The sequence below is a fragment of the Pseudovibrio sp. JE062 genome, from assembly GCF_000156235.1.
GTDB lineage: Bacteria > Pseudomonadota > Alphaproteobacteria > Rhizobiales > Stappiaceae > Pseudovibrio.
This window is the reverse complement of sequence record NZ_DS996806.1, coordinates 141,987-156,885: the sequence shown is the minus strand read 5'-3', so window position 1 is coordinate 156,885 and position 14,899 is coordinate 141,987. Positions and strand designations below refer to the sequence as shown.

At 52.8% G+C, this 14,899-nt stretch carries 13 protein-coding genes; 8 read left to right on the top strand and 5 right to left on the bottom strand.

The genetic code is table 11. The features are described from left to right. Positions 1–263: 263 nt before the first annotated feature. Entirely contained in the window at positions 264–1,604 is a 1,341-nt protein-coding gene (locus tag PJE062_RS05130) for a globin-coupled sensor protein (protein WP_008547527.1), read from the top strand. A gap of 310 nt (positions 1,605–1,914) precedes the next feature. Here the strand turns inward: PJE062_RS05130 and PJE062_RS05125 are convergent, their stop codons facing one another. Beyond that, positions 1,915–2,397 (bottom strand): Lrp/AsnC family transcriptional regulator, encoded by a 483-nt coding sequence (locus tag PJE062_RS05125; RefSeq protein WP_008547806.1) that lies wholly within the window; start codon positions 2,395–2,397, stop codon positions 1,915–1,917. A gap of 161 nt (positions 2,398–2,558) precedes the next feature. Between PJE062_RS05125 and PJE062_RS05120 the strand changes: the two genes are divergently transcribed. The 4 genes from PJE062_RS05120 (at position 2,559) to PJE062_RS26490 (ending at position 6,572) form a co-directional block, all read left to right on the top strand. Next, positions 2,559–3,518, top strand: a complete 960-nt coding sequence (locus PJE062_RS05120) for a mitochondrial fission ELM1 family protein (protein ID WP_008547703.1) — start codon at positions 2,559–2,561, stop codon at positions 3,516–3,518. A 63-nt stretch (positions 3,519–3,581) separates the two neighbouring features. Beyond that, entirely contained in the window at positions 3,582–4,544 is a 963-nt protein-coding gene (trxB, locus tag PJE062_RS05115; RefSeq protein WP_008547726.1) for a thioredoxin-disulfide reductase, read from the top strand. 27 nt (positions 4,545–4,571) lie between these two features. Next, positions 4,572–5,483, top strand: coding sequence for a LysR family transcriptional regulator (locus PJE062_RS05110; RefSeq protein WP_008548057.1), 912 nt, complete (start codon positions 4,572–4,574; stop codon positions 5,481–5,483). 945 nt (positions 5,484–6,428) lie between these two features. Continuing rightward, the gene (locus PJE062_RS26490) at positions 6,429–6,572 is read left to right on the top strand and encodes a hypothetical protein (protein WP_162097435.1); all 144 of its coding nucleotides are present in this window, start codon (positions 6,429–6,431) and stop codon (positions 6,570–6,572) included. Positions 6,573–6,806: 234 nt separating this feature from the next. Here the strand turns inward: PJE062_RS26490 and msrP are convergent, their stop codons facing one another. Next, positions 6,807–7,781, bottom strand: a complete 975-nt coding sequence (msrP, locus tag PJE062_RS05105; protein ID WP_008547968.1) for a protein-methionine-sulfoxide reductase catalytic subunit MsrP — start codon at positions 7,779–7,781, stop codon at positions 6,807–6,809. Positions 7,782–8,033: 252 nt separating this feature from the next. Between msrP and PJE062_RS05100 the strand changes: the two genes are divergently transcribed. Then, the gene (locus tag PJE062_RS05100) at positions 8,034–8,924 is read left to right on the top strand and encodes an NAD(P)-dependent oxidoreductase (RefSeq protein ID WP_008547995.1); all 891 of its coding nucleotides are present in this window, start codon (positions 8,034–8,036) and stop codon (positions 8,922–8,924) included. Positions 8,925–9,011: 87 nt separating this feature from the next. Further along, positions 9,012–9,461 (top strand): HIT family protein, encoded by a 450-nt coding sequence (locus tag PJE062_RS05095; protein ID WP_037036121.1) that lies wholly within the window; start codon positions 9,012–9,014, stop codon positions 9,459–9,461. Between the two features lie 118 nt (positions 9,462–9,579). Here PJE062_RS05095 and PJE062_RS05090 read toward each other — a convergent pair whose 3' ends face one another. Together PJE062_RS05090 and PJE062_RS05085 are read right to left on the bottom strand one after the other, a co-directional pair. After that, the gene (locus PJE062_RS05090) at positions 9,580–11,640 is read right to left on the bottom strand and encodes an elongation factor G (RefSeq protein ID WP_037036119.1); all 2,061 of its coding nucleotides are present in this window, start codon (positions 11,638–11,640) and stop codon (positions 9,580–9,582) included. Positions 11,641–11,886: 246 nt separating this feature from the next. Beyond that, positions 11,887–12,396 carry a DUF992 domain-containing protein gene (locus tag PJE062_RS05085; RefSeq protein WP_008547457.1) on the bottom strand — a complete coding sequence of 170 codons (510 nt, stop codon included), beginning with the start codon at positions 12,394–12,396 and terminating at the stop codon, positions 11,887–11,889. A 448-nt stretch (positions 12,397–12,844) separates the two neighbouring features. Here PJE062_RS05085 and PJE062_RS05080 point away from each other — a divergent pair, with 448 nt between their 5' ends. After that, positions 12,845–13,558, top strand: a complete 714-nt coding sequence (locus PJE062_RS05080) for a hypothetical protein (protein WP_008547604.1) — start codon at positions 12,845–12,847, stop codon at positions 13,556–13,558. 121 nt (positions 13,559–13,679) lie between these two features. Here the strand turns inward: PJE062_RS05080 and PJE062_RS05075 are convergent, their stop codons facing one another. Continuing rightward, a complete protein-coding gene (locus tag PJE062_RS05075; RefSeq protein ID WP_008547844.1) occupies positions 13,680–14,879 on the bottom strand; it encodes a pyridoxal phosphate-dependent aminotransferase in 1,200 nt (399 codons plus the stop codon). Positions 14,880–14,899: the final 20 nt, after the last annotated feature.

The window sequence follows — 14,899 nt, the reverse complement described above, 5'->3', positions numbered from 1 at the left end:
CCCGCACGGGTTATCCACTAATTGCAGAACAGATAATCGGTTTTTTGATAAGTTAACGCGTTTACTTCAAACAGCCGAAAAAGCCGCAGGAATCTGCGACAATCTGGCACACGAGCCCTCCTAAAAAGCTCATATCCCATCACAATCTGCGCTTACTCACACAATTTTAGGTATATATTCGAAATTTAGCATAGATAAATCTACCTACTGTTAACCCTTGTAAATGCAAATGAACTCGACAAATTGACGGGAAATTTGCTGCCATGACCACCAATTCATTTTCAGGTCTGAAAAGCCAGCTCGGTTTTTTCAAAATCGATAGTCAGACCATACAAACACTTTCAGATCTCTGGCCGCTTGTTGAAGGCCACCTGACCCAGATTTTAAGTGATTTTTACAACCACGTTCAGCTTGATCCTGAGCTGAAAAAGAAAGTTGCGGGCAAAGTACCTGGCTTGAAATCAGCTCAAGCGAGCCACTGGAAGATCCTCTTCACCGCAGGCTTTGATTCCACCTACATGGAACGCGTCGACAAGATTGGCCGCGCGCACGTGTACACCGACCTTGAGCCGGATTGGTATATAGGTGGTTATACGTTTATCCTCGAAGAGTTGACCAAAGTTCTTGCCAGCAAGATGCGCTTTTCTCCGGGCCGCCTGTCTCGCAGTCTGATTGCACTTCAGAAGGCTGTCATGTTCGACATGGGTCAGGCTGTTGCAGCCTACCATCGTCACTACACCGAAGAGCGTGATGAGCGCACCAGCCGTCTGGAAAACGCCATCAACTCCTTTGAAGAGACCATCAGCAAGCGCATGGAACTGACCGGCGAAGTATGCTCGCGCGTTGAGAACTCCGCTCTCACCCTGCGCGAAACCTCTGAGCAGAGCCAGATGGCAGCAGAAGCCGCCAGCCAGTCCGCTGACTACACCGCTTCTGACGTTCACTCCGGCGCTGCTGCGGTGGAAGAGATGTCTGCCAACGTCTCCGAGATCGGCAGTCAGGTCAGCCGCTCTGCAGAAACCGCCCGCACTGTGTCCAAGGACGCTGAGCGCACCAACGACACCGTTCTTGGTCTACAGACCGCAACCAACGAGATCGGCGCCGTAACCGAGCTGATCAGCGCAATCGCAGAACAGACCAACCTCCTCGCACTCAACGCCACCATTGAGGCTGCCCGTGCAGGTGAAGCAGGTCGCGGCTTTGCTGTTGTGGCAAGCGAAGTGAAAGACCTCGCCAGCCAAACCGGTCAGGCAACCGACGAGATCGCCTCCAAGATCAGCGCAATCCAGAGCGAAACCCGCCGCTGTGTGGAAGAGATCTCCGCAATCTCCCAGAAGATTGAGGAAGTCAGCTCCACCGCAACAGCGATCGCAGATGCCGTCGATCAGCAGACCGTGGCTACCAACGAAATCTCGTCCAGCATTCAGTCTGCCTCTCAAAATGCACGCGGTGTAACCAACGAGCTGAGCAACATCCTTGCCACTGCTGAAGAGTCCAAGCGTGCCGTTGCCACCGCAACCAGCGCTGCAACAGAGCTCAGCCAGCAGAGCGAAGCGATGTCCGAAGAAATCTCCCAATTCTTCACCAGCATCCGCACCATCTGACGGCTCGCGATCACAAACTGAGAAATCAAACGGCCTTCCAAACGGAGGGCCGTTTTTCTATGCGCATGCATCCCGGCTTTCACGCGACACCTAGAAGGGGCATGAACACGTCGATAAAGCCCCTCTGGAGAGCCTTGTATAGTCATTCTGTGATGGGAGGTGTAGAGAGCGCTAAACAAGCTCAAACCGCGCTGAAGGGCTTTACAACAGCAGGATGGTGACGCTCTCGGTCGGCAGGTGGACGTAACTGCGCATAAAAAACGGCCTTCCTACGCGAAGGCCGTTTGCAAGTTCTCCCAATATCGAAAGCCTAGAAATATTCAGGCTTGTCGATTGGCACGTTCGGCTCATCCTTGATACGGCGGATGGTCAGTGCCGTGCGAACGTGATCCACATTCTTGGTGGAGGTCACATCGCGAATAATGAAGTTCTGGAAGGTCTCCAGATCCTTGGCAGTACAGCGCATGATGAAATCAACTTCACCAGAAACCATGTAGCTCTCCCGAACCAATGGCCATTCCTTGACTTGCGCTTCAAAAGCGACGAGATCATTCTCTGTTTGGTTATGCAATCCAACCATCACAAAGGCGGTGACTTCATATCCCAGTTGTTTCTCATCAAGTAGAGTGCGGTAGCCGCGAATGAGTCCTGCTTCTTCCAGGGCTCGAACCCTGCGCAAACATGGAGGCGCAGAAATTCCTACACGACGAGCCAGCTCAACATTGGTAATGCGGCCGTCTCCCTGCAGCTCCTTCAAAATTTGCCAGTCGATCGAATCCAGACGCGCTTTCAAGCTCGTCTCCTTTGCTTGTCCTATTGGATTAACAGTTAACCTGTTTTACAACACTGCCTAAAACACGAAGTTAGGCAAAATGCTAGTTTATTGCTTATTTGCGACAGACTATATCAACAAATAGCATTTTGCAGACACTTCCCGAAAGCTGGGGGAACAAAATGTCGCAAAACCTGTGGGTTTTAACAGATGGCAAAATCGGAGATGTAGCGCAATGCATCGGCGTCGCCGAAGCTTTGGACCTGCCCTACGAAATTCGAATAGTTGCCCCCCGCAAGCTTTTTACCTACGCAATGCCATGGGGTCCAATAGATCCCAAAGACGCACCACATAAGCCAGAAAGCCCGCTTGCACCCCCATATCCCGCGGTCGCGATTGCATCCGGGCGCAGAGCGGTGCCCTACTTACGCGCACTAAAGCGGCTTTCCAAGGGCCAGACCTTTACTGTTTTCCTGAAGGACCCAAAGATCAACAGCAAATTTGCTGATTTTGTCTGGGCGCCGGAACACGACGGAATTTCCGGAGAAAACATAGTAACAACACTTACGTCACCTCATCGTTTTTCCGCACAAAAGCTGCAGGAAGCTCGCGAAAATCCGCTTGAGCACATCGCTGCCCTGCCACAGCCAAAAGCAGCCGTGTTAATTGGTGGCAACTCCCAGCACCACACCTTTACGCCCGAAAATATCAACACGCTTCTCGCCGCACTCAAAAATCTGTCGCAGACCCATTCTCTCATGATCACCTGCTCCCGCCGCACCCCACGCGAGCTGGCAACCGAGCTGCACGACCTTGGCAGATCCGAGGGCAACTTGTTCTGGAATGGCGAAGGCGAAAATCCAATCGTTCAGTATCTGGCCAACGCAGAAATCATTGTTGTTACAACGGACTCCACCAATATGGTGGGGGAAGCCGCAGCCACAGGAAAGCCCATTTACGGCTTCCGACCAACAGGTGCTCACAAGAAGTTTGATAGGTTTTTATCAAAAATGGAGGGTTTGGGAGTACTTCATCCCTTCCCCGGAGACATATTAGCACCTACTTATGAACCGATAGACGCAACACCGGATATTGCGGATGCCATATCCAAAGCGATTGAACAAAAGCAAGCGAGCGGATAGAACCCCTCCCTAACACTGCACTGGTACTATCCAAGCGCGCACGAAATTAAAGGTTCTGAGGAAATGACTGTTAAGCACACCAAACTCTTGATCGTAGGATCTGGTCCTGCAGGCTACACCGCCGCCATCTATGGCGCGCGCGCAATGCTGGAGCCGCTCCTGGTCACAGGTGTGCAGACCGGCGGTCAGCTGACCATCACCACCGACGTTGAAAACTACCCAGGCTTTGCTGATCCGATTCAGGGTCCATGGCTGGTGGAAGAAATGCGCAAGCAGGCAGAAAACGTCGGCACCAAGATCGATTACGACACCATTCTGGAAGCTGACCTGTCCAAGCGCCCGTTTGAACTGAAGGGCGACAGCGGCACCATCTACACCGCAGACGCGCTCGTCATCGCAACCGGTGCGCAGGCGAAATGGCTCGGCCTGCCATCCGAAGAAAAGTATCAGGCTGGCGGCGTGTCCGCATGTGCAACCTGTGACGGTTTCTTCTACCGCGGCAAGGAAGTTGTTGTGGTTGGCGGCGGCAACACCGCTGTTGAAGAAGCGCTTTACCTCGCAAACCTTGCAAGCAAAGTCACTCTGGTTCATCGCCGTGATGCCCTGCGCTCCGAAAAGATCCTTCAGGACCGTCTCTTCAAAAACGAGAAGATCGAAGTGATCTGGGACAGCCAGGTGGAAGAAATCCTCGGCACCGAAAGCCCTGCTGTTGTGACCGGCGTTCGCCTGAAAAACCGCAAGACCGGTGAAACCACCGAGATGTCCACTGATGGCGTATTCATCGCAATCGGACACGCTCCAGCGGTTGATCTTGTCAAAGATCAGGTAAAGATGAAGGAATCCGGTTACATTTGGACCGAAGCTGATTCAACTCAGACCTCCATTCCGGGCGTGTATGCAGCTGGCGACGTGACAGACGAGCACTACCGTCAGGCTGTAACAGCAGCAGGAATGGGCTGTATGGCTGCACTGGAAGCAGAACGCTACCTGGCAGCTCTGGAAGCTGAAACCGAAGCAGCTGAATAACAAACTGGGAAGATTGGGGGAAAGCAGATGCCAGGCCGTTCTTTAGATTGGGACAAGCTGCGAATTTTTCATGCAGCAGCACAGGCAGGAAGCTTTACCCATGCAGGCGAAGCTCTCAACATGAGCCAGTCGGCTGTCAGCCGTCAGGTCAGTGCACTTGAGGCTGAGCTGGGTGTCCCCCTCTTCCACCGTCACGCACGCGGACTGATCCCGACAGAACAGGGCGAGCTTCTATACAGAACCGCCCGTGAAGTTCTGCTGAAACTGGAAACCGTTCAGTCCCGCCTGACAGACACCAAGGAAAAGCCGAGCGGCACGCTTCGTGTCACCACCACTGTGGGTCTCGGCTCAACCTGGCTCACTGCTCGTGTTAACGAGTTCGTGGATCTGTATCCGGACATGCGTCTGGAAATCATCTGTATGGATGATGAGCTGGATCTGGGCATGCGCGAGGCCGACGTGGCCATCCGCCTGCGCCAGCCAACCCAGCCGGACCTCATCCAGCGCAAGCTCTTCACAGTGCACTTCCATGTCTATGCGTCACCGAAATACATCGAGCGCTATGGCAGCCCGAGCACCATTGACGATCTGGACCATCACCGCCTGATCACCATCGGCGACAACATGGCCTCCTATCTGCGCGCCATGAACTGGCTCGCAACTGCTGGCCTGCCAAACGGTGAGCGTCGTGACGTCTCCCTGCGCGTGAACAACCTCTCTGGCATCAAGAAGGCTGTTCAGACCGGCGTAGGCATCGCGATCCTGCCGGACTACATGGTTGAGCCGGGTGCAGGCATCAAACGCGTTATGTCCGTCACACAGGAAGAACTGCCAAGCTTCGACACTTACTTCGTGTATCCGTCTGAACTGAAGAACACTGCCCGCGTGACCGCATTCAGAGACTTCCTCGTCTCCTACGCAGAACGCTGGACTCACTAGTTCAAAACACAGTTCAGGCTCCGCAAAAGAACTGATTTGGCTTGATTAGCCTCCTCAGTGGAATCAACCAGAAGTTTTGCACCGCAAAATAAAAAATATTTCGGATCTCTTTTGAAGCCTCTCAAGCAACATGAGAGGCTTTTCTGAGGCCTGCACATCCCGAAATGACAATATCTTACGCAGAGTTAGCTTTATGATAGTTGTCAGATCCTGCAAGGAAGTTCCGAGCGCCTCAAGCCCTTCACAAAATGCATAGCTGCAATGCAAAAATTAAGGATTGCTGTTTCGGCGTTGCACTGCATATATACACCTGCTGTTGATCAGTTGCTGCCACACCTCTCCTCCCAGTGGCTCCAACATTCGATCAACTGTTCCCCTCTGGAAGGTGATTGCACCCATTAGGTGCTTTATCATTCATCACTTCTAAACCGGACCGCATGGTCCGGTTTTTTTTGCCAAATCGCTAAAGTGACCAAGGGGCTTCCTTAGGTTTTTAGCCAGCGAAATCTTCCAAAGCCCACCATACATCAAGGCACTTTAAGCCACCTTCAGACCTAATCATCTGTTCTCTATGTGGTTTTTAAGGAATGAGGAGGCTCGAAAAGTACCGCTCCACCAGCACCGAAATCACACTGCCCAACAACAAACCAAGCCCGCTTACTTTTTGAGCAAACTAAAAAATCAACTATCTCAGATGCACGCAGAGACATGCGGATTCAACAGGCTATTGCGCAGCCCGACTAAGGGAAAACCCGTTAGATTCGAGGTATTCCCAAACCATCAAAACTAGTAATTTCCGCAAAATACACTTGAATTAACTATAAATTTCCTAGGTAAATCTTCAAACAGTGAAATTTCACCACCCCTAATCAGCGAAATTACAAATCACCTTGCATCCTTTACTTATCGAATCATACCTATTGGCAAATATCCGAGGTAGTGGATGTGAATGACCTGAGAAAAGCATTTTACACTCTGGTTGCCTGCGCACTTTTCGCAATCTATGGCGAAATCTCCCACGCCATCAGCGAAGCCGACAAGGCAGAGCGTATGAGCACCCAAATCACTTTGCACATTCCGGCAGAATAAAAGCGGCCTGAACTGATTCCTCTTTTGACGAGGACACGCCGCTTTTCAATTATCCACAGCATCAGGCAGTTTATCCTTCCAGTTCAGTCCTGCCCAAAGCTGCAGCTATCAAAACCCATTGAGTATCCGGGCGATTTCACCAAACGCAGCCACAACTGCGCGCCGGCATGCACCTACAAAAAAGGCCCAAGCAGATATCGCTCAGGCCTCTTCTAAAGCTCGTGGGAGTGCCTCTTACTTGTAGAGGTCTTGCCCTTGCAGATCTTTGTAAAGGTGCGCCACCTGCTCTGCGTAGCCGTTGAACAGCTGTGTCGGCACACGTTCATCCGTTCCCAACAAACGCTCCGTTGCCTGAGACCAACGCGCATGCGGCACTTCAGGGTTCACATTCGCCCAGAAGCCATATTCGCTTGGACCAATCTTTTCCCAGAAGCTGACGGGACGCTCATTAGTGAAGGTGATCTTCACGATGGACTTGATGGACTTGAAGCCATACTTCCAAGGCATCACCAGACGGATCGGCGCGCCATACTGCTTCAGCAGCGGCTTGCCATAGATACCAGTCGCAACAAACGCCAGATCGTTCATCGCTTCATCCATGGTCACGCCTTCAACGTAAGGCCATGGATACCAGAACTGACGCTGACCACTGGCCACGTCGGAATCTTCAAAGGTCTCAAAGCGAATGTACTTGGCACCATTCTGTGGCCCAGCGTACTTCACCAGCTCCGCCAACGGGAAACCAGTCCACGGCACAGCCATCGCCCACGCTTCCACGCAGCGGTGACGATACAGACGCTCCTGCAATGGCATCTTGCGCACCAGATCATCAAAATCGATGGTCTGCGGGTTATCGACCAAACCATCAATGGTGATCGCCCAAGGACGGATCTTCAGCGCCTGCGCAGCACCAGAAATGCGCTTGTGAGAGCCAAACTCATAGAAGTTGTTATAGACCGAAGTTACGCTCTCCGGCGTAATCGCACGCTTAAGCGTAAAGTTAGGGTTCTGCTTGGCTGGGTAAAGGTCAAGCGTCGGATCTTTACCTTCTTGAGCAAACACGCTGCTCACAAGGCCACCACCGCCAGCTGCCAGACCGAGGCCCACGGCACCCAAGCCTTTCATAAACCTGCGCCGGTTGAAGAACACATCCTCAGGTGTCGCTTCTCTTTCCGGAATAATCCATTCAGGCCTATGAATAATGTTCATGCTGCCATCTCCCAGCAGGTAAGGGTTACGGTAATCTCTACCAATATTGCCTATGACTTAGCTGCGAAACTCCCTAAACTTCAAGTAAAGCCCCCGTGATACCGCGCGTGATCGAAGACAAGAAGCACCTGCATCCTCTCCTCCCAAACGCGCTTCAAGATACATTTCTTCAAATTCAGCAAGTCCCCGAAACGCCTTGCAACACTCCGCCAGCTTAATCTGCTGCCAGCAGAGCCAGTCAGGAGTGAGACAATGATCATCGGATTTATCGGCCTCGGCGCAATGGGGTTGGGCATGGCCCAGTGCATCAACAAAGAGCACGAGCTGAAGGTCTACAATCGCTCTCCAGAAAAGGCCGCACCCCTTGTCGCAAACGGAGCAACACAGGCCCAATCCCTGCAAGACTTCACGGACTGCGATATCGTCTGCACCATGCTGTCTGACGATGCAGCGGTGGAAGCCGTGTATCTCTCAGGCGACACGCTCGCCCTCCCTCTCAAAAAGAACAGCATCTCCATCTCTCACAGCACCATCAGCCCGCCTATGGTCGACAAGCTCACAAATGCCCACGAACAAGCTGGCATCAGATTTCTATGTGTCCCCGTTTTGGGGCGACCAGACAAAGCCACAGCAGGAGAACTCGTCGCTGTCACTGCGGGCCCGAAGGACGCTGTAGAGGAAGCCCGCTCTGTTCTGGAGGCCATATCTACCCGTCAGTTCTGGATGGGACCGCCCCCCCGACAAGCAGCCGTCACCAAGCTCGGCATGAACTTCATGCTGGCCACAGCCGTGGAGGTGCTCGCAGAGAGCTTCACCTTCACACGGAAGGCAGGCATCGATCCGGAAGTCTTCCTTACGCTGGTAACCGAAACTCTCTTCAGCGCCCCCGCCTTTAAGGCCTACGCTCCCCTAATCGCCCGCGAGCAAAGCCCTAAACCCGGCTTCAAAACCACTCTGGGCCTGAAAGACGTCAGCCTGGCCCAGCAGGAAGCCCAGACCCTCGGGATCGACCTCCCCATGGCCGACATCATCACAGACCAACTCCGCACCGCCATTAAAGCCGGATACGCCGACGAAGACTGGTCCTCCCTAGCCCGCCTAAAAGCCCGCACAGCTTCCCTGCCACCAATTGAAAGAGGTTAGGAGGAGTGAACGCCCTCGAAGCATTGTCGGATCCGGCAGCTGTGCTAATCTCCAAGTTTTAAGCCTGTTGTGTTTTTCGAGTGCACCATGACCGATTGCTTTGTCTGTACCAAACACAAAACCCTCACATCCGACTTGACGATCGATATCGATGGATATGACGACTTCGTTGTTGCTCATGCTCCGGATCGGACTGAGGACGGTTCCAACCTTATTGGAGCCTTGATCATTGAACCGCGAACTCACGTTCAGAACTGGTCAGAACTCAGCCCTGAGCAGGCAGGTAAGCTTGGTTTTCTGATCGGGCAGATCACTGGCCTCCTCTATGCGCATGAAGAGATTGAGCACGTCTACACGTGGGTGTTTGGTGATGCAGTTGCTCATCTCCATGTCTGGCTCATGCCGCGCTACAAAGGCACGCCCAGAGAGTACTGGGGGACAAAGGTAACCGAATGGCCAGAAGCACCGAAAGGTGGGCATGTCGAGATGGCGCAGTTTATCTCCAAGCTTAAAGCGCTGATGACCGAGAGCGTCTGATCTCCAATAGAAAAACCCGGAGCTCGGCCCCGGGTTCTTTTTCTGTCTCACTTTTGAACGTATTCCCGAAAAGTGGTTCCGGTTTTCGGATAGGAATACACGCACAAGCTCTGGAGTGTTAGGCAGGTGCTGTCGCACTCTCGATGACTTTGTCCGCGGCCTTGCCGGAAAGCTCGGCCAGATGGTCAAAGTTGCGGGAGAATGTGGCCACACCGGCTGTTGCAGAGCGGAGCTCCACAATAAGGTCGCTGAGCTCACTCTCTGGGATCATAGCTTCCACTTCATCCCAACCATCCCAGTCATCACGAGCGTCAAATCCGAGGATCTGACCACGACGACCAGAGACGATCGCATTAATGCGCGCCGTCGTTTCTGACGGACAAGCCACAACAACCTTGTCGATTGGCTCAAGCAGCACAGGCTTACATTCCTTCAGGCCATCTCTCATGGCCAGAATACCAGCCATACGGAACGCCTGATCGGAGCTGTCTACGGAGTGGTAGGAACCATCCTTCAGCGTCACAGCTACATCCACAACAGGGAAGCCCAGAGGCCCTTTCTCAAGCGCTTCTTTCACGCCTTCCCCCACAGATGGAATGTACTGCTTCGGCACCACACCACCGGTGATCGTGTCATTGAAGCTGTGGCCTTCACCGCGAGGCATTGGCTGAATGGCCAGCACCACATCCCCAAACTGACCATGACCGCCACTCTGTTTCTTATGGCGTCCACGCAGCTCAGTTTTACCGCGAATGGTTTCCTTGTAAGGAATGCGAGGCTCAAAGCTCTTCACGGATAGACCATAGCGGCCAGTCAGTTTCTCAAGAGCCACACGCAGGTGCATTTCGCCCTGCCCTTCCAGAACAGTCTCACCAGTGCTCTGCACCTGTGTCACGCTCAGGGATGGATCTTCATCCACCAACTTGGAAAGAGCAGTAGAGAGGCGCACCTCATCCTTGCGTTCAGTAGCCTTGATGCCTTTGGACAGTACGGGATCAGGGCTGCCCGGAACAAAGAGAGTTTCCTTAGGCTGGGCACCCACAGCAAGGGTCATGCCTGTTTCAATGTCATCCAATTTGCCAAGTGCTACCAGATCACCAGCCGCAGCTTCCGTAATCTTCTTCGGCTGCAAGCCAAACATCTGGAAGAGACCAGAAGGACGATACTCTTCGCCATGGCTATCATAGAGAAGCGCGCCTTCTTTCAGCGAACCACCAAACAGACGGGCAACAGAGAGTTTGCCGCCATGAGAGGTGTGATAGGTCTTCAGCACCTGAAGGACAGCCTCATCCTCACCAAGGCCAAGGCGCTTGCGGGTATCAGTCACATCCGGTGCATCATGGCGCAGAGCCTTCAGCAAACGACGAATGCCATTACCTTTGATCGCGCTGCCAATGAACACAGGGCAGATCTCACCGCGCTGCATTTCCTGCACAAGGTCGTCGAAAATGATTTCATTCTCAGGAGACTCATCCTCAAGGAGCTGCTCCATCAGAACATCATCGTGGTCAGCCAGCATTTCCATCATGGCATAGCGCGCTTCCACCTCACGACCGCGCTCATCATCAGGAATTTCAATGGTCTTGCTTGGCTTGCCATCCTGGTAAACAAAGGCCCGTTCCAGCGCCAAGTCAATAAAGCCAGTCGCCACGCCGTTCTCCCAGATTGGGATCTGGCGCAGAACCATCGGCAAACTGGAAGCTGGCTGCAATGCCTGAAGCATCGCCCGCACACTGCCGGTTGCCTTGTCAATTTTGTTCAGGAAGAGAACGTGCGGGATATTCCGCTGTTCAAGTGATTTCAGGATGAGCTGAAGAGCCGCTGTCTTCTTTTCATCTGGCTCAGCAACAACAACGGCAATATCAACACCGTTTAAGACACTGTTGCCTTCATGAAGAAATTCTACGGATCCAGGGCAGTCGATAAATGTGAAGTGATCGCCCTTGTAGGTGCAGGTGGCAATGTTCGCCTCAACGCTCATTGCGTGATCACGCGCTTCGTCACTGCTGTCACCCAGTGAGCTTTTCGCGTCAACACTTCCCTGTCGCCCAATAGCCCCCGTCCGCGCTAGAAGAGCTTCCAGCAGTGTGGTCTTGCCACTTGCGAAAGGTCCAATAATGGCAACCGAACGAGGGCTGCTAACCCTGCCTCCGGCAACTCCGACATGCTTTTCTCCCATGATCCATACTCCCTGTTTGGGTTTGGGAAGCAGGCACGGGCGTCTGCGCCATGGCGGCGCAAAATCACACGCGCCTTCCAGAGAATTATAAGACTCTGGATAAGTATCGTCACTCGGAAACGCTGTGATATGCAAGCGCCAAAACAACGACGGACTGAAACGTGACAGTCCGCCGCACAATATGAACCGGTGCAATTTATAAGGATCAAAGGGTTAGGTTTCACCATCCCCCTGAGATTTAAAGGATCACTGCTTGGTCAGCCGCAACCCTGTTACACCAGCTGTAATGTTCGCGCCGGTCTGTCCCTGCAGGCTCAAAGGCTGCAGGGCGATGGAGCGGTTCAGGCCGCCCAGCAGAACGTTGGCTTGCACACCAGCACCCAGTGTCACACCAGCGGAAACACCGCCATAGTTCCCCGCTAGAGAACCCGGCTTCAGATTAGCCTTAGGCGCCACAACACCCCAAACCAACGTACCAGAGGTCACAGGACCGATATCCAGACCATAACTGTTGATGGTGCCGGTATAGCCCTCAATGCGTTTGCCGCTGGGTGACTTGAACACACAGGACAGCTCATGGGAGGAGCCAACAATGAAGTTGGTGCCAGCAACCAGATCACAGGTCAAAGACCCGACTTCCACACCGGGACGATCTTTCTTTGGTTCTTCAGGGGGAGTTGTAGGAGTGTCAGCAGAATAGGCGGAAGTGCTGAAACCAAGAGCGGCGACAGCAGCTAAAGCAAGGCATTTTCTCATTATTGTTCTCCAATGCTCAGGCACTACGACCTTTGCACAATGGGAGACCAAACAGTATGGCCTGTCAAAGCCTTGCTACGATCAGAGTGAACACTCCGCTTAGTTCAGCTGTTATTTTTACCTAGTGATTAGCGTTAGAATTCGTGATTAGGATTTTCACCATAAACTCTGGACAGCCCCTTCTCACCTGCCCCTCTTCCACGCCAGTTAACCCTAAGTTTTCCTTAAAGGATTTGCCCCCGCCTACGAAAAGTCACGCATACAGAACGGCTTAGCTCAGAAAAATCGATAAATCATATATCACAAACAGATTTTAGTGAGCCGTAAACCGATTATTAACCATAGATATTAAGCCTAACGATTTGACCCATAATGGGACACTTTAGAACAATGTTTTAAATAAAAAACGGAATGCTCCACTCAGAAAATTGAGTACGGAGAATCAGCAATGCGCTCCAATTTTAAGACACTATTGTTTGGCGTAACCGGTGCAATAGCCATTGCAACTCTTCCAGCGATCGCGCAGGCAAATCCCATCAATGCCCGCATCACCACTGCTTTCGGGGCTCTCGAAGGCAAGATGCTGGGCCTGTTGTCAGGAACAGCTGCGTTCGGGCAGGGCCCGGGCTTTGCATCCCAGTTTGATGCGACCGCAGGCGGAACCAGAGACTATGGCTTCTATGCCGGCACTGGCCGCATGGGCTTCCGCACGCAGGACTACAACTACTTCGGTCTTGTAGGCTCTGCAGCACAGATCAACGGTGGAGCCGGATCCCTCGGCTACGTTGGTGCAGAAGCACAGGTTCACTTTGAAAATCTGTCCATCGACGGTTTGATCGGTGTGCAGATGATCGACGACATGGGTTCTGTCATGGGTGGTGCAACCGCATCTTACTATGCCAGCGAGAATGCCCGCTTCTATGCAGGCTACCGCTACCTGCGTGACAGCCATATCTATGCAATGGGTATGGAGTTCAAGCCTGGCACAGAAACAGCCAATGGCATGACAATGTTCGCAGACCTGCGCTCAGAGAAGCTCGAAAACGCATCCATCATGGCTGGCGTTCGCTTCTCCTTTGCCGATGCCCAGACACTGGTTGAAGAAAGCCGCGGTACATTCGTCAACAACAGCTACATTCTGGACGCCCTCCTCCCGGACTAAGCCTCCAGTCTCGCGAAACACCTAAAACAAAAAAGGCGCTGCGTGATGCGGCGCCTTTTTTGTATCTGTCGCTTGAAACCGGATGCCTGAGATCTCCCAGACATCCATTTCAGAAAATCGCTTATTTCAGGTTTCCGCAGAAACGCTGAATACGAGTGCAAGCCTCGGTCAGAGCTTCAGTGGAAGTCGCGTAGGAAACGCGGAAGTTTGGACCCAGACCGAACGCGGAACCCGGCACAACAGCAACACCTTCTGTTTCCAGAAGCTCGCTTGCAAAGTCCAGATCAGTCTCAAGGACCTTGCCGGAAGGCGCAGTCTTACCAATGGTGCCTGCACAGGATGGGAACACGTAGAATGCACCCTCTGGAACTGGGCACTCAAGACCAGACGCCTGGTTCAACATGGAAACAACCAGATCACGACGATCCTGGAAGACCTTATTGTTGACTGGGATAAAGTCCTGCGTACCGTTCAGCGCTTCAACTGCAGCTGCCTGAGAGATGGAGCACGGGTTGGAAGTAGACTGTGACTGAACCTTCGCCATTGCTTTGATCAGATCAACAGGACCACCTGCATACCCAATACGCCAACCGGTCATAGAGTACGCTTTGGAAACACCGTTCACAGTCAGAGTGCGCTCATAAAGCTTAGGCTCGATCTGCGCTGGAGTGGTGAACTCAAAGTCGTCATAGACCAGATGCTCATACATGTCGTCAGACATGATCCAAACATGCGGATGCTTCAGCAGCACGTCGGTCAAAGCTTTCAGCTCATCACGAGTATAGCCAGCGCCGGACGGGTTGGATGGTGAGTTGAAGATCAGCCACTTGGTCTTAGGCGTAATCGCCGCTTCCAGAGCTTCCGGAGTGATCTTGAAGGTCTTCTGATCCGCTTCAACAACCACTGGCTCACCACCAGCAAGCAGCACCATGTCCGGGTAAGACACCCAGTATGGAGTTGGGATGAGAACTTCATCGCCCGGATTGATGGTTGCGATCAACGCATTATAGAGCACCTGCTTACCACCGGTACCGACAGTAATCTGGTTTGGCTCATACTTCAGGCCATTGTCGCGCAGAAACTTTGCGCTGATTGCCTGTTTCAGCTCAGGAGTGCCATCAACCGCTGTGTATTTTGTTTTGCCGCCATTAATGGCTGCAATCGCAGCAGCTTTAATGTTTTCTGGCGTGTCAAAATCCGGCTCGCCAGCACCAAGGCCGATAACGTCGCGGCCTGCGGCTTTCAGTTCGCGTGCCTTCGTGGTCACTGCAATCGTTGCAGATGGTTTCACACGAGACAGCGAGTCAGCGATAAAGCCCATAATGCCCTCCAATAGAAGCG

Bases quoted from the DNA above. Each gene is read 5' to 3' on its own strand.
- PJE062_RS05120 (WP_008547703.1), top strand. From the start codon at position 2,559: ATGTCGCAAAACCTGTGGGTTTTAACAGATGGCAAAATCGGAGATGTA.
- msrP (WP_008547968.1), bottom strand. From the start codon at position 7,781: ATGAACATTATTCATAGGCCTGAATGGATTATTCCGGAAAGAGAAGCG.
- PJE062_RS05130 (WP_008547527.1), top strand. From the start codon at position 264: ATGACCACCAATTCATTTTCAGGTCTGAAAAGCCAGCTCGGTTTTTTC.
- PJE062_RS05100 (WP_008547995.1), top strand. From the start codon at position 8,034: ATGATCATCGGATTTATCGGCCTCGGCGCAATGGGGTTGGGCATGGCC.
- PJE062_RS05110 (WP_008548057.1), top strand. From the start codon at position 4,572: ATGCCAGGCCGTTCTTTAGATTGGGACAAGCTGCGAATTTTTCATGCA.
- PJE062_RS05080 (WP_008547604.1), top strand. From the start codon at position 12,845: ATGCGCTCCAATTTTAAGACACTATTGTTTGGCGTAACCGGTGCAATA.
- PJE062_RS05090 (WP_037036119.1), bottom strand. From the start codon at position 11,640: ATGGGAGAAAAGCATGTCGGAGTTGCCGGAGGCAGGGTTAGCAGCCCT.
- PJE062_RS05095 (WP_037036121.1), top strand. From the start codon at position 9,012: ATGACCGATTGCTTTGTCTGTACCAAACACAAAACCCTCACATCCGAC.
- trxB (WP_008547726.1), top strand. From the start codon at position 3,582: ATGACTGTTAAGCACACCAAACTCTTGATCGTAGGATCTGGTCCTGCA.
- PJE062_RS05085 (WP_008547457.1), bottom strand. From the start codon at position 12,396: ATGAGAAAATGCCTTGCTTTAGCTGCTGTCGCCGCTCTTGGTTTCAGC.
- PJE062_RS05075 (WP_008547844.1), bottom strand. From the start codon at position 14,879: ATGGGCTTTATCGCTGACTCGCTGTCTCGTGTGAAACCATCTGCAACG.